Genomic DNA, 18,825 nt, shown 5'->3' on the forward strand with positions numbered 1-18,825 from the left:
GTCGCTTATCCACCCTACAATTATGCGAATTTTCACGGTAACTCCCAAAGGGAGAAGAGGAAACCTATCAGAGTTTCCTTAAGATCAGCCGGAATCAGGCCGCTGAATGAAGTGACAAGGCCGGCTTTGTCACTCGGTTTGATGATTTGATTTGCAAAACCAGCTTTGCAACTTCGGGGCTCAGCTCTGAATAAGCCCCCTCTTCCAGTGGGAGAGGGAGATTCCCGGACTTAATCAGAATTTCCTTAAAAATATCTGGCCATTAGCCCATACCCTGCGCTCGCCGCCGGGATCGGTATTTTCACCTCATAGCCCGCACCCGGCGCTTCCTGCATCTCCTGACCGTGCAGGTTCTGCATCCGTTCGACCACAATGTCGCGGTTGCCTTCGGGCAGAATCAGTTCGACCCGGTCGCCGACCGCAAACTTGTTTTTCACCTCGATTTCCGCAAGGCCGGTGGCACTGTCGTAACCGCGGATTTCGCCGCAGAATTGCTGTTGATGGCTTTTCGAATAGCCGGTAATGTAGTTCTGGTATTCTTGGGTATGGTGGCGCTGATAGAAACCGTCGGTGTAGCCGCGGTTCGCAAGGTTTTCGAGCACGCCGAGCAGTTCCGGACGGAACGGGCGTCCCGCCAGCGCATCGTCGATCGCCTGCCGGTAGGTCTGCGCGGTGCGCGCAACATAATAGTGCGACTTAGTCCGGCCTTCGATTTTCAGGCTGTCGACGCCGATCTCGACTAAGCGCTGTACATGCTCGATCGCGCGCAGATCCTTCGAGTTCATGATATAGGTGCCGTGCTCGTCCTCCATCACCGGCATCAACTCGCCCGGCCGGTTTTCTTCCTGCAGGAAATAGATGTTGTCGGCCAGCGGATGGCGGTCGGCGCCGCCGCAGCCCCCGTGGCTCAAATCGCTCATCGACAGGGAACCGCCGGCCGGCAGGTAATCGCCTTCGGCGTTTTCTTGGGCCGGCATCGTATCGTACTTCCAGCGGCAGGAATTCGAACAGGTTCCCTGGTTCGGGTCGCGCCGGTTGAAGTAGCCGGACAACAGGCAGCGTCCGGAATAAGCGATGCAGAGCGCGCCGTGCACGAACACTTCCAACTCCATATCGGGGCATTGCTGGCGGATTTCGGCGATTTCGTCCAGCGACAGCTCGCGCGACAGAATGATGCGCTCGACGCCGAAGCGCTGCCAGAACTTGACCGTCGCATAATTGACCGTATTCGCCTGCACCGACAGATGCACCGGCATCTCCGGCCAGGCTTCGCGGACCATCATGATCAGACCGGGATCGGCCATGATCAGGGCGTCCGGCCGCATCGCAACGATCGGTTCCATGTCCTTGAGGAAGGTCTTGATTTTTGCGTTGTGCGGAATCACGTTCGTCGCCAGGAAAAATTTCTTGCCGAGCCGGTGCGCTTCGGCGATCCCGATGCCGAGATTCTCGGCAAGAAAATCGTTGTTGCGCACCCGGAGGCTGTAGCGCGGCAGTCCGGCATACACCGCGTCGGCCCCGTACGCGAATGCGTAGCGCATGTTTTTCAGGGTGCCGGCGGGAGAAAGAAGTTCGATTTTTTTCATGGAGTTAAAACAGGATTTGGCAATCGGCTATTTTAACTTATCGGCGGGCGTTAAGCTGGAAATTATAGGAATTTCAAGGTCAAAGACATCGATTCAGATCTGTCTGAAAGGTGAAAGCAGGCAATCCGGCCATTCACTCGGGAATAGGCCGGATTGCTTAAAATCACAATGCCGACTCAAGCGCAGTCGTCCCGGTTTTTAACTCGCTACGCCACCTGTGCTTCCCGAGCCGGCGGGGACAGTACCCGACGCACCAGTTTCACCACCGGTTGCGCCTGTCGCTCCAGTGGCTCCACCCGTAGCGCCTGTGGCACCGGTAGCGCCTGTCGCGCCGGTAGCCCCACCTGTAGCACCGGTGCCACCTGTAGTACCGGTGCCACCTGTAGCTCCGGTGCCACCTGTAGCTCCGGTGCCACCTGTAGCTCCGGTGCCACCTGTAGCACCGGTGCCGCCTGTAGCTCCGGTACCACCTGTAGCCCCCGTGGCGCCTGTCGCTCCTGTTTGCCCAGTTCGAGTTACCGCTTCGATTTTTCCGTAAACCCCGTTCGCTTCGTTGTTAGGACCTGCGGTAAAGAATAAAGTATTGGTCGGCTGATTCAAAACGCCGTTTCCGAACGCAATGCCCCATAGACCGTCGATCGATATCCTGCTTCCCGACCTGGTTCCTATATTTCCTAGGTTGGCCAGCGCCCCACGGGGGCGACCCGTAACAGGATCGAAGACGTTGATAGTGCCGTCGCCGAAATTGGCGATCAACAACATATTACTATTAACCCCGAAGTTGGCAGGCGCCATCGCCATTCCCCATGGAGAATTTAACCGTCCGCGAGATGCAAAACGACGAATTAAGCACCCGTTCGCATCAAACACATCCACATAACCCGAGCCGCGCCCCGGCACATCGTCCTCCCCGTTCTGATCCTGTCTGGCATAGGTCACGTACAGCACATCATGGATATTTTGGATGCCGAATGGCGCAAAGCCGGCGGGAATTCTCGAATCGGTAAAATTACAGCCCAGTTCCGTCTGCGGATCCACCCAATTGAAACCGCTGTCGAATACCTGGATTTTGGCATTATGGAAATCTGTGGCGTATAAATAATGCGCCTGTCCGTTGCTGGCCATGGCGAGTCCTTTGTAAACGGGCGCCTCGCCGCCACTCGGCGGTACGGCATTTTCGAGAACGATTGCATTATTTAAATCGGTCGAAGGAGACCAGCCAGCGATGCTGCCTTCCTCCGTCGCAAAAATGAAACGGGCCGGATTGTCTTCCGTTCCGGTTGCTCCGGTTGCTCCGGTCGCTCCATTGCTTACCGGAAGATCGAAATCGCTGGTATGGTTGGCAACGATACCGGTAGGACTACCGGCTGACTGCGGAAGCGTGACAAAAGGCAAACTAGTGGACGCCGTTCCGTTGCCGTCGTAAAGCGACGCTGTCCCGGAGCCGTTATTGGCTATCCAGGCTGGACTATCATGATTGAACGCCAGCCCCCAAGGATTTATCAGACGGGAATCGGATTGATCGCTCACCAGACTCGTCACGCGATAACGGTTTAGCTGATTTTGCGGGATACCGATATTCTGGCCCGTTGCACCTGTTGCGCCGGTAGCCCCACCTGTAGCACCTGTCGCTCCGCCTGTTGCACCTGTTGCACCGGTCGCTCCGCCTGTGGCTCCTAGGGCACCTGTGGTGGCCGTATTACCTTGGGTTGTATTCTGCCCGGTGGTGCTCTGGTCGCCGGTGGCAGTCATGGTGTTGCCGTTCCGGGCGACAGTTTGGGCTTGCGCCATGCCGGCGATAACCCCAAGCGCAGAAAATTGAATGCAGGCCAACATGACCGCCTTGGTCAAAGGTTTAAACTGTAAAGGCGAATTTCGCTTATCGATCTTCATGATTCTTTCTCCTCTTAGAAGTTGTGCAGCCAAGCCGCAGCATATTCAAGATAAAGCTTTTATAATCCACAGCTTCCACGAGCATCATTCGTCCCTTGCTCCTGTAATCCCAAAATTTTTATGGAAGAGCGAAAAAAAAATTTACTCGTTTGAACCTTTGAAGTCTGTCCTATCCGCCACATAAACAATCATTGCAGTTTGATGTTGCGTTTACCCATCTCGGCATGGGATAAAGCTCTGCGCTGGAGGCATTCACCCTGCCATCGCGCCGCGGCGCGCAATCCGGTTTTAGCGAGACTTTCGGCGTAACGCCTACGGCCGATCACTGGATAGTGTATTGGGGCTTTAATGACGATTCGGGTGAATTCGAACGCTTTCGGAGCCAGGAAGGCGGCCCGGGCTGGATGTGCAGTTTATTGTCATTGCGGGACGAATTATTGCGGGGCGATACGCGGCCGCTTTACTTGGACTGGCTGGCGCGAGTGTGCAATTGCAATGAAGAAGTGGGCGATGACGATATCGAGCCGCCCGTGCCGGCGGGATTGCAGACCTTAACCCCTGCCTGAACCGCTTTGATGGAAATTCTGCAGATCGATCCCGACCGGCTCGCCGCCGCAGCCGGCGCCAGTCCTGCATTACCCGATCAGAATGCAATAGATCCGAATCGGGATGACTGGCTTGCGCTGCAAACCCTATTTGATTTTACAACCGCATACCGGCTTCGTAGCGCGCCGCTCTATTGGCCTTGGCGGGCGGCTAAACAAAAAATATTCCCTATCCTGCGCTTTCTCTTTGATTTTGCCGTGCCAATTTCTGGAGCGAGGCCATGCTTTCGGTCAGCGCCTCCATGAACGCCTGCCGGCTGCCTCTCCAATACAAAGCCTCGCCGATAAACGCATCCACAATGAACGGCACCAGAATGATTTCGCCTTTCGGCAGGGATTTGCCGAGTCCATAGAAAAATACCGGAATGACGGGCGTTTCCGGACATTCACTGGCCAGATGCGCAATGCCGTTTTTCAGTTTGCCCAGCGTTTCGGGTTCGCCGCGGCTGCCTTCGGGAAACAGGATGAGAATTTCACCGTTTTGCAGGGCTTCGGTCAGCGGAGTCAATAGCCGGCTGTTTTTGCCGGCGGCATGCCGTTCGATCGGAATGATGCCGATCAGGTCCATCGCAAACCATCTCAATAACCGATTGCGCAGAAAATAATCGGCCGCCGCGACCGGGCGGATCTTGCTCGCCAGCGATAAGGGGAACAGCGACATCAACGCCAGCGTGTCGAGATGGCTGTTATGATTCGCCACGATGATCGCGGGGCCCTTAACCGGCAATAAGTGCCGGTTTCTGGCGTTAATGCCGAGCACGATCAACACGAGCGGTTTGACGATGAACAGGTAGAACAGGATCCTTAACATCGTCAATAATGCAGGTAATAGGCGAAATGAAAGAACAGCGGCGCGGTATAGGTCAGGCTGTCCAGACGGTCGAGGATGCCGCCGTGCCCCGGCAGCAGACTGCCCGAATCCTTGACGCCGATATCGCGTTTCAGCGCCGAAATAGTCACGTCGCCGACGAATCCCGCTACCCCGATCAACAAGCCCGCGGCCGCGCCTTCGCCAGAGGTCAAAGGGGTCAGCCAGGGCGCCAGCGCGATCGCCAGCATCGTCGTTGTCAGTAGGCCGCCCAGAAAACCCGCTACGGTTTTATTCGGGCTGACTTTGGGTGAAATTTTCCGGCGCCCGAAGCTTTTTCCCCAGACATATTGAGCAATATCGTTGATTTCGGTCAAAAACACCAGATAGAGCAAAAGCCCTGCCACGCCCCCGGCGGGATTGTTTTCCGGCGGCAGCACCAGCATGAAGGCCATATGGCTCAGATTGAACACGGTGATCATCAGGCCCCAGTGCAGCGTGCCGATCGCTTTCAAAAAGCCCTGCGTTTCGCCGACCAGGATCATCCGCATCGGCAGAAGCAAGAACATGTAGACCGGAATGAAAATGATGAACATGCCGTACCAGCCATGCCATACCCAATAAAACTGGATCGGAATCGCAAGATAGGCCCAGAACAGCACGCGATGGTCGGCTCGCCGCGTCGGGATCAGCGACAGATATTCCTTGAAAGCCAGAAAGCTGATGAAGCCGAACAGCACGACCGAAACGGTGCGGTTGACCAGCACCGCGAGCGCAAAGATGCCGACAATGAACCACCAGGTTCTGACACGCTGGCGCAGTTCGCGATAATTCCGTTCGGGACGGGTTTTGACCAGTGCAATCGAAATCAGACTGCTCAGCGCGAGCAAAATACCGACGCTCAGGAAGGCGATTTGAATGCTGAGGGGCAGGATCGGCCAGTTCATGATACGAGTTCCTTCAGCGCCTGCCGGGCGCGATTAATGATCGTCAAGACAGTCAGTGCCAACATCAATGCAAAAAGCCCATTCAGCCAGACGTCCGGCTGAATGCCGAATCCCAGCACCAGGCCGGCCGTCCCGAAAACGAAAGCGCGGTCGCTTTTGCCCATCGGGCCGTCATAGCGGCGCGAGGCACCGATTTGGACAGCAATTACGCCGGTCATTTCGCTAAGAATCGACGCGATCACCAGCAATACGATAAGCCAGGGGTACACGTTTGGAAGCAGCGCGAACGGCAAATACAGGGCCGTATCCGAGAGCACGTCGCAAAGTTCGTTTAAAATCGCCCCCAATGGCGATTTCATTCCGTGCTCGCGCGCCAACATGCCGTCGATCGCATTCAGCGCCATTCGTACAAATAACACAAGCGGCAACGACAAAAAAGCCGCAGCCTGCGCATCGGAAAACATCAGCACCAGCCCGGTTGCGCTCGACAGAAGCAATGCCGCGATCGTAATCTGATTGGCTGTGACGCCGAGCTTTGCCAAACTGATCACCAGAGGCCGCAGCAGGTTTTGGAAAGTGGGTTTGATCGCATAAATAGTGGGCATGGTATTGTCCTGGCAGAGTGATGATCGCAATTTCGCATTATAGGTTTTGCCAGGCCTAGTGAAAAAACAATCGTAATAACTATAGAGCCGGCCCAGTGAAGTTTAAATAGTTTCTGAGTTAATGCTCCTATGCAACAATACCCAGGGATAAAACATCTTTTCTGATCGTTCCCACGCGCTGCGTCCTTATTCCGGCTCCCATTTTAATGCCCTATGTGCACGCTAAACGCGGGAACCATAGGGAAGTTGTAACTGGCCTAATCCTAATTTTTCAAGTTTGGAATATCCTAGATTTTTTTAAAATGAATAAATCATATAGGTTTTGCGTCGCCCCGATGCTGGACTGGACCGACCGCCATTGCCGCTTTTTTCACCGCCTGATGACGAAACGGGCACTACTCTATACCGAAATGGTCACGACCGGCGCCCTGCTGCACGGCAACCGGCAGCGGTTTTTGCAATTCGATCCGAGCGAGCATCCCTTGGCGCTGCAATTGGGCGGCAGCGATCCTCGGGATCTGGCCGCCTGCGCGAAGATCGCCGAAGATTTCGGCTACGACGAGGTGAACCTGAACGTGGGCTGCCCCAGCGACCGGGTACAGAACGGCCGTTTCGGCGCTTGTTTGATGGCCGAACCGGAGCTGGTGGCGGACTGCGTCGCCGCGATGCGGAATGCGGTGTCGATGCCGGTAACCGTGAAATCGCGGATCGGGATCGACGATCGGGATTCCTACGAGGAACTGGCCCATTTTATCGACACGGTCGCCAAAGCCGGCTGCCGGACCTTTATCGTGCATGCCCGCAAGGCCTGGCTGAAGGGGCTGTCCCCGAAGCAAAACCGGGAAGTGCCGCCCTTGCGCTATGAGGTGGTTTACCGTCTGAAACAGGATTTTCCGCCGCTTCGGATCGTATTGAACGGCGGCATCACGACCCTTGAGCAGGCGGAGAAAGCGCTACAAAATGGCGTCGACGGCGTGATGATGGGACGGGAGGCGTATCACAACCCTTATATTCTGGCCGAGGCCGACCGGCGCCTGTTCGGCATGTCGGCCGATACCATGCCGCGCAACGAAATCGTCAACCGGCTGATGCCCTATATCGAGCGGCAGCTGGCCGAAGGCATTCGCCTGCACAGCATTACCCGGCATATCCTCGGCCTGTTCCACGGCGAGCCGGGCGCGCGTTCCTGGCGCCGGCATTTGAGCGAAGAGGCGATCAAATACGGCGCGGACGCCGCGGTTGTCCGCGAAGCATTAAAATTCACCGCACAATGATGTTATACTGCGGCGGTCTTGTATTTATTGAGAACTGAATCGTGGAAGAATATTTCTCGAAGATTATCGCAGCGGTGGGCGAAGATTTGAACCGCGAGGGGCTGATAGATACCCCGAAGCGCGCCGCCAAGGCATTCAAGTTTTTGAACAACGGTTACCAGAAAAACCTCGACGAGGTACTGAACAATGCCGTATTCACGGCCGATACCGAAGACATGGTAATCGTGAAGGACATCGAATTGTATTCGTTGTGCGAGCACCATCTGCTACCGTTCATCGGCAAATGCCATGTCGGCTATCTGCCGCGCGGCAGAGTTCTGGGCCTCTCCAAAATCGCGCGGATCGTCGATATGTATGCCCGCCGCCTGCAGATCCAGGAGAAACTGACCAAGCAGATTGCCGATGCGATCGAGTATGCGGTTGACGCAAAAGGCGTCGCGGTCGTGATCGAGGCAAAACATCTGTGCATGATGATGCGCGGCGTCGAAAAGCAGAATTCGGTGATGACGACGTCGGTGATGACCGGCATCTTCCGCAAAGAAATGAATACGCGTTCGGAATTCCTGAACCTGATCAACCGCCAGCCATAGCATGAGCCCGAAAAAAACCGGCGTCTTGCTGGTCAATCTGGGCTCGCCTGCGGAACCGACCGTCGCGGCGGTCCGCCGGTTTTTGGGCGAATTTCTCTGGGATCCGCGCGTCGTCAATCTGCCCCGGCCGTTATGGTGGCTGATTCTAAACCTGTTCGTGCTGCCGCTTCGGCCGCGCCGGTCTTTTCTAGCCTACCGCAAGGTCTGGGATGAGAAAGGCTCGCCATTGATTTATCTGACCCGGCAGCTTGCCGAAAAAGCCGCCTCCAAACTGGCGGCGCAAAACATCGCGGTACGCGAGGCGATGCGCTACGGCGAACCCTCGATTGCGAATCAATTGCGGGCTTTCAAGGAAGCAGGCGTCGACCGCGTGTCGATACTGCCGCTGTATCCCCAATATTCGTCGACCACGACCGCCTCGGTCTTCGACGCGGCGGCCGCCGAGCTGATGCAGTGGCGGCATATTCCTGAAATCCGCTTCATCGGCGATTACTATCAGGATCCCGGCTATATTGCCGCGGTAGCGGATTCGATCCGGCAATACTGGAACCTGCACGGCAAACACGAACGGCTGCTGATGTCGTTTCACGGCCTGCCGGAAATGTTGACCAAACTGGGCGATCCGTACTTCTCGCATTGCGAACGGACGGCCGCCGCGATCGCAAAGCAGCTTTCGCTACAGGATCACGAATGGCAAATGGTATTCCAGTCGCGCTTCGGCAAGGCCGAGTGGCTGAAGCCGTATTGCCTGGATACGCTTCAGGAACTGCCGAAACGTGGCGTCAAAACAGTCGATCTCGTCTGCCCCGGCTTCGCGGTCGATTGCCTGGAAACGCTGGAAGAGATCGCGATCGCGAACAAGGAAGCCTTCCTGAAGGCCGGCGGCAGCGCTTACCATTATATTCCGGCGCTGAACGACTCGGATGCGCATGCGGACGTGCTCGTCAATTTACTGCTGTCGAGCGATTGAAGAAAAGCACTGGGCACTTGCCGAGCGTGCAAAGCGGCTCGTGATTTGACAAATTCGCCGCAAACGCTTACTTATACTCCCCGGATCATTAAAGTAGACATAGCCTCGATGAAGCCTTGCGGAATCGGGGAGCCGGGCTTCGAGGTTTCTCAGTCCGGCCTTGCCGTCTCACGGCTACAGGTATTGTTCCACAAAACCGACAACGAGAGATCACCGATGACGGAAACGATATTACAAAGCTGGCAGCATAGCTGGCCCGAAATCAAATCCACCCAGCCCCTGGAAACGGGCGCCGGCGTAATCGACCAGAGCGCCTTCAACACGATCGAAGTCGATAACCTTTTCGAAGCGGTCAATCATTGCTCGACCACGGTCGGACAGGCGTTTTTGTACCGTTCGCTGTCCCGCCCGCTGGACGACATCCGACTTCTCAAAGCGAAGCAGGAAGCCGCCGCGGAAATCGGTCGGAATCCGGCGCTCCGGGAAGTGCTTGAAAGTATCGTTCAGCATGCGGCCGATACCGAAAAAAATCTGTACATGCTGCTGTACGCCGAGTTTGTCGGTTCGTTCGGCTCGGCGCGCGGCGCGCATGAAATCGAAGGCTACGGCTATGCGCAATACAGAAGCGGCGTACGCTTCATGCTCGATCTGGTCGACCGGATTCGGCAAATCGAAGCGCCTCAGAGCCCTTTCCTGAACACCGTGTTCGATAAAATCCACCGTTTCGCGGCCAGCCGCGATTACTCGCTGATAGCGGGCCCGGTCTATGTGACCGAAGGGGTGATCCAATCGAAGGAAGAAAAGCAAGGCTGGTTTCCGGTTTCGGTCATTTTCAAGCCGCGCCTGTTCAAGCCGCTGATTTTCGCCATGCTGGCTTTCATTCTGGGGCTGCTGCCGATGGCGATGAGTATCACCACGCCTGCGCAGATTATTTTCTTCGCCCCCCTGTTCCTGGTTTATTTCCCGATCGTCGGCGGCTACGACCGCGACAATTGCATCATCCCGCTGCGCAACCGATTCCGAAGCTCCCCAGAGGTCGGCGAAGCGCTGGACGCGCTCGGGCAATTGGACGAACTGCTGTCTTTCGTCAAATTCTCCGCAGCGTTCGGCAGCGAGACGACACTGCCTGCCCTGGTCGACGCGCCGCATCACCGGATCAATCTGGCTGCCGCCAAAAACCCGGTGCTCGGCAAGGCGAATCCGAATTATGTCGCGAACGATTTCGTGCTCGATGACGACAAGCTGGTCTTGATCACCGGTCCGAACAGCGGCGGCAAGACCGCTTTCTGCAAAACAATCACCCAAATCCAGCTGCTCGCGCAGATCGGCTGCTATGTGCCGGCCAGGGCTGCGACGCTGACCGTCGCGGACCGGATCTTCTACCAGGCGCCGGAAATCAGCCATCTGGTCGACGGCGAAGGCCGCTTCGGCACCGAATTGAAACGGACCAAGGACATTTTTCTGGCCTCGACCTCGAAAAGTCTGGTCGTGCTGGACGAGATGTCCGAAGGCACCACGTTCGAGGAAAAAATGGAATCGTCGATCAACGTCCTGACCGGCTTTTACCGGAAAGGCAACAGCACCGTGCTGATCACGCACAACCACCAACTGGTCGATCACTTCATCGCCCAAGGCATGGGCATCGCCAAACAAGTCGAATTTGCGCATGAGGCGCCGACTTACCGGCTGATTCCGGGCATTTCGCGGGTCAGCCATGCCGACCGGGTCGCCAAGAAAATCGGCTTTTCAAAGGAAGATATCGACAACTATCTGGCAGGATCGTCATGAAAATAGGCACCGCATTATCGAACAGCGCCACTAAGGCCCTTTTGCTCGGCAGCGGCGAACTGGGCAAGGAACTGGTCATTTCGCTGCAACGCTACGGCGTCGAGGTGATCGCCGTGGACCGCTACCCCGATGCGCCGGCGATGCACGTCGCGCACCGCAGCCATGTGATCGACATGACCGACGGCGAGGCGGTCAAAAAAATCATCGCGCTTGAAGCGCCCGATTACATCATTCCGGAAATCGAAGCGATCGCGACCGACGCGCTGGCCGAGATCGAACAGGAAAGCCACAGTACGGTCGTCCCGAATGCGCGCGCCATTCAACTCACGATGAACCGCGAAGGCATCCGCACGCTCGCCGCTGAACAGCTTCAGCTGCCGACCTCCGCTTACGCGTTTGCGGAAAGTTTTGCTGAGCTTAAACACGCCGTCGAGCAAAAAATAGGCTATCCTTGTTTTGTCAAGCCGACCATGTCGTCCTCGGGCAAGGGCCAGTCGATGGTCAAAAGCCCGGAAGAGCTGGAAGCGGCCTGGAACTACGCGAAGGCCAGCGGCCGGGTCGATACCGGCAAAGTGATCGTCGAATCCAAAATCGACTTCGACTTCGAGATAACCCTGCTGACCGTGCGCGCACTGAACCCGAACGGCGAGATCGAAACCCGTTTTTGCGAGCCGATCGGCCACCGGCAGGAACACGGCGATTACCGCGAAAGCTGGCAGCCGCAGCCGATGACGCCGGCCGCCATCGGGGCGGCTCAGGAGATTGCACTGAAAGTCACCGGGGCGATCGGCGGACGCGGCCTCTTCGGCGTCGAGCTGTTCGTGAAAGGCGACAATGTCTGGTTTAGTGAAGTGAGTCCCAGACCGCACGACAGCGGCATGGCTACAATGATTACTCAACAGCAGAACGAATTCGAGCTGCATGCGCGCGCGATCCTTGGCCTGCCGGTCAACACGAGCCTCTTGAGAAGCGGCGCGAGCGCGGTCATATTGAGCAGGATAGAAGCTGAAGATGTGGTTTATGAAGGACTTGATGCCGCACTGAACGTTCCGAGCAGCGAAATTCGCCTGTTCGGCAAGCCGCGCGCCTTGGTCAACCGGCGGATGGGCGTGGCGCTCGCCAGTGCGGAAACAATTGAAAAAGCAACTCAAAAAGCGGTGAAAGCCGCGAGCTTGGTTAGTATTAATGCAAAACAATAAAAGGGGGAGCCATGCTGAGATGGATCACAATCCTAATCACCCTAAGCGTGTCCGGCGGCGCGCTAGCCGACATCTATAAATATGTCGACAGTGCGGGACGCACCTACTACACCAATATCAAACCCAGACCTGCCAGCAGCGGCCTGTACCGGCGCATCATGGAAACGAAGCCGCATTATATGCGGCCCGCTCCGGCAATGGCCGGTTACCGGAACTATTTCGGCCAGAACAAGCATAAATTCAGAGATCTGATCAACGAGGCCGCCTACCGCCATCAGGTCGACCCCAAACTGGTCCATGCGGTGATCCAGACCGAATCGGCCTATAACGCCGGCGCAGTTTCCTCGGCCGGCGCGGTCGGCCTGATGCAGCTGATGCCGGACACCGCCCGGCGCTACGGCGTGGACGACCGTCGCGACCCGCTTCAGAACGTCGACGGAGGCACCCATTATCTACGCGACCTGATCGAAATGTTCAGCCCGAATCTGGAACTGGCCGTGGCGGCTTACAATGCCGGCGAAGGCGCGGTGATCAAATACAATTACTCGATCCCTCCATATCCTGAAACCCAAAACTACGTCAAGCAGGTTTTGGCGGCTTATAACCGTTCATCCCTGTAAGCCGCGCAATATAACCTGCGCTGCAGGCAGATAATATATTGCTTTTCCAATAACGGTATACGTCGAGCCTGAGCGGCACCCAGGCCGTTAAGTTGATGGAGCGTAGGGTGATAAGCGAAGCACATCCACCGTATGATCGCCGGATGCGCTTCGCTTATCCGGCTTACACAATATCTTAACGGCATGGGTCGTCATCCCCATTAGACAGAACCTTACCGCCTCTCTAATTACCGGTCTTCGGATAAATCCGCCAGCGCCCAGGCGCAGGCCAAACTCCGCGCCATCTGCCAGCAGGCAATCTCCGGCGTCCTGCCGTACGTCAACAATCCATCGAGGTGGCCCCGCATCACGATAATGCCCCGTTCCGGATTCGTTTCAGCAATCGCGCTGACCGCCTGGGCCATCGCCGGCGTGCCGTAGGCAATCGCTTCCGCCACGCAGGTGAGCCCCAAGGTCTCGGCATGCCGCCAGATTTCAGGGCTATGCCCGTGCGCGACACAGCCCACCTTCGGCGCCGCACGATAGATCGCCGCATGCGTGAGGGCTTCCGAAGACGGCGGCAGCGGGCCTTCGGCCTGCAGGTAATTTTCTTCGGGACGCGCCTGCCGGACATAAGCATAATGGTCGGCTGTCAGATGCGGCAAATGGCCGGTTTGGGTGCCGGTCACCCAAAAACTCTCGCCGTTCAGCCGCAGACTGAGATTACCGTAGCTCAGACCGTCATAGCGGGCATCGTCCTGCCCGATTACGCCGATCCGCCACAACAGATTGCGCCAGGCGTTCAGCTCGGCAAATTCCGCTACGTTTCGAGACGGCGCAACCCGATAATCCAGACGGTATTTGATCACGCCTTCCCGTTCACTCATGGTGCCGATCTTGCGCATGCTTCCGAAGATTCAACTTTCATCGCATCCAAATATCCCGCGATGCGCCCAATCATCCGCTGACGTTCCGCTTCCGGCAACAGGCGGGCCAAAGGCGGCATAGCCGTGCCGGGCTTGATGCGGCTCGGCGAATCGATCCAGGCTTTCAGATCGGGCTCCTGCCAGCGGCATAGGGCGCGGATCAGATCGACCGGATATTTTTTACCGCCGATGCCGCGAATGTTGTGGCAGGTCAGGCAGTATCCCTTGGTTTCCGCAAAACCTTGCTCCAGCGTGGAGGAGGTGCGAGCGGGAAGCAGCGCCCGATCTTCGCTTTTACTGTGCCATTCGACTGCGGTGACCTGGTAAGGCCAGCCATAAGCTCCCTGGCGCAAGAGCTCCGGCACCTCCCTATTATCCCAGATGAGATAATACGGGCCGAGCGGGATTTTACGCTCGTTTTGGCTGCTGTTGTCGACGGTGAAAGGCGCGCCATCGGAGCGGGCAAAGGCCAGAAAAGCGCGGTATTTTTTCAGTTGCGGACCCGAGATAACAGAGCGGTAGCCGTCCTTGGCGAGAAACACGATCTCCGCTTCTTCCGACACCCGGCGGCCGCCGAACCAGTGCGCCAAAAGCCCGTCGACCGGCAACGCCATATATTCAACCAGCTTCTGCCGCTCGTGCGTCGATTCATGCGGTTCGACGACGGTCACCTTTCGGCTCGGCAGAGCAGATTGTCTCGACAAATCGGCCGGCGGCGGCAGTTCTACGGCTCCGGCCTTTCCGAAAACGGTTATTGCCAGAAAAACTGCCAGAATAAATTTCAAATGGTACGCCATCGGTTATTCGCCCTCAAAAACAAGAATATTCCGATTGTAGCAAGCAAATAATCCCGGCGCCGCTAATAATCATTTTAAAGGACTCCTGATTATTGCTCCGTCTCGGACGATTTCTTCCTTGTGGATCGTCCGGGGAAAGAAATCCCGTCAAATTTCCCTTCATTCCCATCCTTTCGTCTATCCTGCCCTATCTCGGCCATTCTGAATCGCCGGACAGACCGTCAATGAGCTTATGCACGCTATCGTACAGAACTATCCCTGATTTATGGGTACAGTCATTATCTGACTATACGCGAGATGTTGATTTTTGTTTTCTCACTGTTGCAAATTCATCATTTCCGTTAATTGAAACATAAGTTAGATGCTCCTGCTAAGAGGATGATCTTTCTCTTAGGGCCTCAAGGCGCCACGCGGCGATTTTAAAACGTTTCTTAAGCCTCATTAAGGAGAAGACCATGACGTCCAAGAAGATAATGAAAATATCGTCGGGGCTGATACTGCTGGGCGGCTGTTTTGCCGCGACTGCCCAAACTCAGGGCGAGAAACGGCTGTTTGACGCCATCTTCGACGCGCAGACGCCGCGCACGGTTCAAAGCGACAGGCCCGAACAGCAAAAGACCGAGCACGACCGTTCGGATATGTTCACTCCGAACAAACCTTCGCCGCTGTCCCCGACGTTCAAGGGCCAGCCCAAAAGCGGCAGGATCTCGGGCTTCGATTTTTACCGCGATCCGTTAAACGCGGACCAGCCCATGCAAAAGCCCGAAGACATCATGAAAAAAGAAATCGGCGGTAAAACCGACGTAATGAATGCGCAAAAACAACTGCTGGAGCAACGCTATAACCTCAACGTCAAGACCGATCCGGCGGCCAAGATGTCGCGCGGCAAACCCTTGGCGGTGGGCCCTACGGCAAAGCTACCTTCCGGCATGACTTGGGAGAAGCTCGGCGAAGCGACGCCCGAGGAAATCAGGACGCAAGGCATCTTCCCTTACCCGTCGCTACCGCATCCGTTGCAGTCGAACGGCGGCCAGGTATTTCCGAAAATGCAGATCGACATGTTTCCGCGGCTTGAGCGCTTCGATGTCGATTTCGACCTACCCGAAGCGTTCCTGCCCGAGTTCCCGCCGGCAATATTCCTGAACAACCGGCCGGAACTGGGCGACGTATCGCGCGGCGAGGTGGTTTCGATCAACAATTATTATCGCCTGTTCAAGGACATCCTGACGCCGGTGCAGTTGGACGGCTTGAGACTGCTGGTGACGCCGTTTCCGCAAGAGGAATTCAACCCGACCGACGACCGCAAAAGTAAGGAACCCAGCCTCGGCGTGACTTGTTTCGACTGTCACGTGAACGGTCATACCACCGGCCAGTTCCATTTGAGTCCGGATATCCGGCCGCAGGAACGGCGCTTCCGGCTCGATACCACCAGTCTTAGGGGCATGTTCAACCAACAAATTCACAGCTCCAAACGCAGCTTGCGCTCGGTGGAGGATTTTACCGAGTTCGAACAGCGCACCGCGTATTTCAACGGCGACGAGATTCATGCGATCAAAAAAGGCATGAACATCCTTGATCGCATCCCGGTCAGCCACATGGCGCAGATGCAGAACATGCTCGATTTCCCGCCTGCGCCGAAACTCGATCCGGGCACCGGCAGGCTGGACCCGGCCAAAGCCACCGAAAGCGAGGCGCGCGGCGAGAAAATCTTTTTCGGCAAAGGCCAATGCTCGAACTGCCATATGCCGCCGACTTATCTCGATCACCAAATGCACGATTTGCATATCGAGCGCTTCGTGAACGAGCCGGGCGACGGTGCGATCAAGACGTTTACATTGCGCGGCATCAAGGATTCGCCGCCTTACATGCACGACGGACGTGCGCTGACGCTGGAAGATACCGTCGAGTTTTTCAACATCGTGCTGCAACTGAAACTGAATACGCAGGAAAAACAGGATTTGGTGGCGTTTATGAGGCAGTTGTAAGTTGTAGGGTGATCAGAATCTGAGGGGTAATGGCGTTAAGTTTACCCCCGAGAGTTGCAAAGCTTGCTTTGCAGCTGACGGCTGATTGATAAAGCAAGCTTTGTCACTCCATGAAGAAACCTGATTCCGACTTGTTCGGAGTTTCTTTAACTTAACCGACATGAAGCCGCTTTCTTTCATCGTCCCGGCAGATGAAAATGCGCAGGATGTGCCGACGACTGCAGGGATGCCACCAACTAAAGGGTAGTCTATGGACAGAGATAGGGCAACGCAGGAGCAGTTGCCGACGTTAGGAAGCGCAATCTTACAGGGTATCGATCGCGAACGATCCCTTGAAGGGTACTCGATGCGCTTCACGTTGTTCAGCACATCCTACTGGGTATTTTCACGGTAACGGCACTGACCTGAGGATTCGGCTCCCGATAATTTGCCGAGATCGATGGTGAGCTACAGCCGATAAGGAGAGAATTGGTACACCTTCAAATCCGGTCACCGGGCCATTCGGTCACGTCCCTGTAGGCGCGGCTTCAGCCGCGATAGCGCCCTCATCGCGGCTGAAGCCGCGCCTACACAGTCGGACTTTGGGTCCTCATTTTTCCGGTAACCCCCTCACAGCATTGCCCAACACGAAGACCATCAACCCGAAACGAAAATGCTCTAAAGCGAGGAAATGGGTCAATTGCCTATTACGCCTTTCGCCTGCACATCGGCATGATAGGAGGAACGAACCAGCGGCGCGCTAGCGACCTGTTCGAAGCCCATGCGTCTGGCTCTTTCGCCGAATTCGTCGAATTCGGCCGGCGACACATAGCGCTTGACCGGCAGATGCGCCTTGCTGGGCTGCAGGTACTGGCCGAGGGTCAGCATCGTGCAACCGTGGTCGAGCAGGTCCTGCATCACTCGGTACACTTCTTCCGGCTCTTCGCCGATCCCAAGCATCAAGCCGGATTTGGTCGGCGTCTCGGGCCGTGCTTTTTTATAGCCTTCGAGCAATTTCAGCGAACCCGCATAATCGGCGCCCGGCCGGGCCTGCTTGTACAGCCGCGGCACCGTTTCGAGGTTGTGATTGAACACGTCGCAAGGCTGAGCCGCGAGAATCGCGATCGCTTTGTCCATGCGTCCCCGAAAATCGGGCACCAGAATCTCGATCTTGGTCTTCGCGGATCGCTCTCTGATTTCCTTGATGCAATCGGCGAAATGACCTGCGCCCCCGTCACGCAGATCGTCGCGGTCGACCGAAGTGATCACCACGTAATTCAGCGCCAGCGCCTTGACCGCCTCGGCCAACTGGCGAGGTTCGTTCGGGTCGAGCGGCAGGGGCTTGCCGTGCGCGACGTCGCAGAACGGGCAGCGGCGTGTGCAGAGGTCGCCCATGATCATGAAGGTCGCGGTGCCGTGCTGAAAGCATTCGCCCAGATTCGGACAGGCGGCTTCTTCGCAGACCGTATGCAGATTGTGCTCGCGCAGCAGCCGTTTGACCCGGGTCACTTCCTCGCCCGCGGAAAGCTTGATCCTGATCCATTCCGGCTTGCGCAGCGGCGCATCGCCCGTTTCGACCTTGACCGGAATCCGCGCGAGTTTTTCGGTATTGCGTTGATGCGTTTCCGGCGTGGCCCGGGAAGGTGCTTGGTAAGTCATGATGGCAGTTTTTCCGTCAGTATTTGGAGAAGCCGTTCGGCCAGCTCATCGAAATCGACCGCAACACCGAGGTCAGCCAGTTGCGTGACTTCGAGCCCGGCATAGCCGCAGGGATTGATGAATTTGAACGGCGTCAAATCCATCGCGTTATTCAAACTGAGCCCATGATAACAGCAGTTGTTCCGGATCCGTATTCCGATCGAGCCGATTTTTTTGCCGTCCACATAGACGCCCGGCGCTTCGGGCCGCGCGAGGGCATGGATGCCGTAATGGGCGAGCACGGCGATCATCGTTTGTTCGAGCAGCGTCACCAACGGGCGTACGCCGAGTTCGCGGCGCTTGATGTTCAGTAAGGGGTAAACGACCAATTGGCCGGGACCGTGGTAAGTCACCTGCCCGCCCCGATCGCACTGAACGACCGGAATCGGGCCGGTGTTCAGCAAATGCTCGCGTTTGCCGTTCAATCCGAGCGTATAAACGGGCTTATGTTCGACGATCCAGATTTGATCGTCCGTCTCCGGCGTTCTGTCCAGGGTGAAGCGCTGCATGGCTTGCCAGACCGTTTCATAGTCCTGTAAGCCGAGCTGTCTGATCGTAATCGACATGAGAAAAAGA

17 protein-coding genes are annotated in these 18,825 nt (G+C 56.4%); 8 read left to right on the top strand and 9 right to left on the bottom strand.

Annotation, left to right across the window (positions count from 1 at the left end; translation table 11 throughout):
• Nucleotides 1–245: 245 nt before the first annotated feature.
• Together trhP and JJL52_RS05380 are read right to left on the bottom strand one after the other, a co-directional pair.
• Nucleotides 246–1,586 carry a prephenate-dependent tRNA uridine(34) hydroxylase TrhP gene (trhP, locus tag JJL52_RS05375; RefSeq protein ID WP_202051380.1) on the bottom strand — a complete coding sequence of 447 codons (1,341 nt, stop codon included), beginning with the start codon at nt 1,584–1,586 and terminating at the stop codon, nt 246–248.
• Between the two features lie 198 nt (nt 1,587–1,784).
• Nucleotides 1,785–3,479, bottom strand: a complete 1,695-nt coding sequence (locus JJL52_RS05380; RefSeq protein ID WP_202051381.1) for a TIGR03118 family protein — start codon at nt 3,477–3,479, stop codon at nt 1,785–1,787.
• 332 nt (nt 3,480–3,811) lie between these two features.
• Here JJL52_RS05380 and JJL52_RS21255 point away from each other — a divergent pair, with 332 nt between their 5' ends.
• Entirely contained in the window at nt 3,812–4,045 is a 234-nt protein-coding gene (locus JJL52_RS21255) for a hypothetical protein (protein ID WP_236994073.1), read from the top strand.
• A gap of 208 nt (nt 4,046–4,253) precedes the next feature.
• On the opposite strand, the gene JJL52_RS05390 is transcribed toward JJL52_RS21255, so the two are convergent.
• From JJL52_RS05390 to JJL52_RS05400, 3 genes are read right to left on the bottom strand one after another with little or no spacing between them, the layout of a single operon-like run.
• Nucleotides 4,254–4,895, bottom strand: a complete 642-nt coding sequence (locus tag JJL52_RS05390) for a lysophospholipid acyltransferase family protein (RefSeq protein ID WP_202051382.1) — start codon at nt 4,893–4,895, stop codon at nt 4,254–4,256.
• A gap of 2 nt (nt 4,896–4,897) precedes the next feature.
• Entirely contained in the window at nt 4,898–5,839 is a 942-nt protein-coding gene (locus JJL52_RS05395; RefSeq protein ID WP_202051383.1) for a phosphatidate cytidylyltransferase, read from the bottom strand.
• Nucleotides 5,836–6,444, bottom strand: coding sequence for a CDP-alcohol phosphatidyltransferase family protein (locus JJL52_RS05400; protein ID WP_202051384.1), 609 nt, complete (start codon nt 6,442–6,444; stop codon nt 5,836–5,838). Before JJL52_RS05400 ends, JJL52_RS05395 begins: the two co-directional genes overlap by 4 nt.
• Before the next feature lie 302 nt (nt 6,445–6,746).
• Between JJL52_RS05400 and dusA the strand changes: the two genes are divergently transcribed.
• The 6 genes from dusA to JJL52_RS05430 all read left to right on the top strand — a co-directional run bounded on the left by dusA (nt 6,747) and on the right by JJL52_RS05430 (nt 12,885).
• Nucleotides 6,747–7,718, top strand: coding sequence for a tRNA dihydrouridine(20/20a) synthase DusA (dusA, locus tag JJL52_RS05405; RefSeq protein WP_202051385.1), 972 nt, complete (start codon nt 6,747–6,749; stop codon nt 7,716–7,718).
• A gap of 41 nt (nt 7,719–7,759) precedes the next feature.
• Complete coding sequence (folE, locus tag JJL52_RS05410) at nt 7,760–8,308, top strand: GTP cyclohydrolase I FolE (RefSeq protein WP_202051386.1); 549 nt, start codon at nt 7,760–7,762, stop codon at nt 8,306–8,308.
• A gap of 1 nt (nt 8,309) precedes the next feature.
• Nucleotides 8,310–9,278 carry a ferrochelatase gene (gene hemH, locus JJL52_RS05415; RefSeq protein ID WP_202051387.1) on the top strand — a complete coding sequence of 323 codons (969 nt, stop codon included), beginning with the start codon at nt 8,310–8,312 and terminating at the stop codon, nt 9,276–9,278.
• Between the two features lie 216 nt (nt 9,279–9,494).
• On the top strand, nt 9,495–11,066 hold the full coding sequence (locus JJL52_RS05420; protein ID WP_202051388.1) for a MutS-related protein: 1,572 nt from the start codon (nt 9,495–9,497) through the stop codon (nt 11,064–11,066).
• Entirely contained in the window at nt 11,063–12,265 is a 1,203-nt protein-coding gene (gene purT / locus JJL52_RS05425; protein ID WP_202051389.1) for a formate-dependent phosphoribosylglycinamide formyltransferase, read from the top strand. The genes JJL52_RS05420 and purT overlap by 4 nt, the downstream gene beginning before the upstream one ends.
• Nucleotides 12,266–12,276: 11 nt before the next feature.
• Entirely contained in the window at nt 12,277–12,885 is a 609-nt protein-coding gene (locus tag JJL52_RS05430) for a lytic transglycosylase domain-containing protein (RefSeq protein ID WP_202051390.1), read from the top strand.
• A gap of 227 nt (nt 12,886–13,112) precedes the next feature.
• Here the strand turns inward: JJL52_RS05430 and JJL52_RS05435 are convergent, their stop codons facing one another.
• Both JJL52_RS05435 and JJL52_RS05440 read right to left on the bottom strand, forming a co-directional pair.
• Complete coding sequence (locus JJL52_RS05435) at nt 13,113–13,751, bottom strand: class II aldolase/adducin family protein (RefSeq protein WP_202051391.1); 639 nt, start codon at nt 13,749–13,751, stop codon at nt 13,113–13,115.
• Nucleotides 13,748–14,587 carry a cytochrome c family protein gene (locus JJL52_RS05440; protein WP_202051392.1) on the bottom strand — a complete coding sequence of 280 codons (840 nt, stop codon included), beginning with the start codon at nt 14,585–14,587 and terminating at the stop codon, nt 13,748–13,750. Before JJL52_RS05440 ends, JJL52_RS05435 begins: the two co-directional genes overlap by 4 nt.
• Nucleotides 14,588–15,042: 455 nt before the next feature.
• Here JJL52_RS05440 and JJL52_RS05445 point away from each other — a divergent pair, with 455 nt between their 5' ends.
• Nucleotides 15,043–16,572, top strand: coding sequence for a cytochrome B6 (locus JJL52_RS05445; RefSeq protein ID WP_202051393.1), 1,530 nt, complete (start codon nt 15,043–15,045; stop codon nt 16,570–16,572).
• A gap of 675 nt (nt 16,573–17,247) precedes the next feature.
• On the opposite strand, the gene lipA is transcribed toward JJL52_RS05445, so the two are convergent.
• Both lipA and lipB read right to left on the bottom strand, forming a co-directional pair.
• Entirely contained in the window at nt 17,248–18,210 is a 963-nt protein-coding gene (gene lipA, locus JJL52_RS05450; RefSeq protein ID WP_202051394.1) for a lipoyl synthase, read from the bottom strand.
• Nucleotides 18,207–18,815 (bottom strand): lipoyl(octanoyl) transferase LipB, encoded by a 609-nt coding sequence (gene lipB, locus JJL52_RS05455; RefSeq protein ID WP_202051395.1) that lies wholly within the window; start codon nt 18,813–18,815, stop codon nt 18,207–18,209. Before lipB ends, lipA begins: the two co-directional genes overlap by 4 nt.
• Nucleotides 18,816–18,825: the final 10 nt, after the last annotated feature.

This window comes from Candidatus Methylomicrobium oryzae (assembly GCF_016745425.1).
In the GTDB taxonomy this organism is placed as follows: Bacteria; Pseudomonadota; Gammaproteobacteria; order Methylococcales; family Methylomonadaceae; genus Methylomicrobium; species Methylomicrobium oryzae.

Bases quoted from the DNA above. Each gene is read 5' to 3' on its own strand.
- lipB (WP_202051395.1), bottom strand. From the start codon at position 18,815: ATGTCGATTACGATCAGACAGCTCGGCTTACAGGACTATGAAACGGTC.
- JJL52_RS05430 (WP_202051390.1), top strand. From the start codon at position 12,277: ATGCTGAGATGGATCACAATCCTAATCACCCTAAGCGTGTCCGGCGGC.
- JJL52_RS05440 (WP_202051392.1), bottom strand. From the start codon at position 14,587: ATGGCGTACCATTTGAAATTTATTCTGGCAGTTTTTCTGGCAATAACC.
- JJL52_RS05390 (WP_202051382.1), bottom strand. From the start codon at position 4,895: ATGTTAAGGATCCTGTTCTACCTGTTCATCGTCAAACCGCTCGTGTTG.
- purT (WP_202051389.1), top strand. From the start codon at position 11,063: ATGAAAATAGGCACCGCATTATCGAACAGCGCCACTAAGGCCCTTTTG.
- hemH (WP_202051387.1), top strand. From the start codon at position 8,310: ATGAGCCCGAAAAAAACCGGCGTCTTGCTGGTCAATCTGGGCTCGCCT.
- dusA (WP_202051385.1), top strand. From the start codon at position 6,747: ATGAATAAATCATATAGGTTTTGCGTCGCCCCGATGCTGGACTGGACC.
- JJL52_RS05400 (WP_202051384.1), bottom strand. From the start codon at position 6,444: ATGCCCACTATTTATGCGATCAAACCCACTTTCCAAAACCTGCTGCGG.
- JJL52_RS05445 (WP_202051393.1), top strand. From the start codon at position 15,043: ATGACGTCCAAGAAGATAATGAAAATATCGTCGGGGCTGATACTGCTG.
- JJL52_RS05420 (WP_202051388.1), top strand. From the start codon at position 9,495: ATGACGGAAACGATATTACAAAGCTGGCAGCATAGCTGGCCCGAAATC.
- JJL52_RS05395 (WP_202051383.1), bottom strand. From the start codon at position 5,839: ATGAACTGGCCGATCCTGCCCCTCAGCATTCAAATCGCCTTCCTGAGC.
- trhP (WP_202051380.1), bottom strand. From the start codon at position 1,586: ATGAAAAAAATCGAACTTCTTTCTCCCGCCGGCACCCTGAAAAACATG.
- JJL52_RS05380 (WP_202051381.1), bottom strand. From the start codon at position 3,479: ATGAAGATCGATAAGCGAAATTCGCCTTTACAGTTTAAACCTTTGACC.
- JJL52_RS05435 (WP_202051391.1), bottom strand. From the start codon at position 13,751: ATGAGTGAACGGGAAGGCGTGATCAAATACCGTCTGGATTATCGGGTT.
- lipA (WP_202051394.1), bottom strand. From the start codon at position 18,210: ATGACTTACCAAGCACCTTCCCGGGCCACGCCGGAAACGCATCAACGC.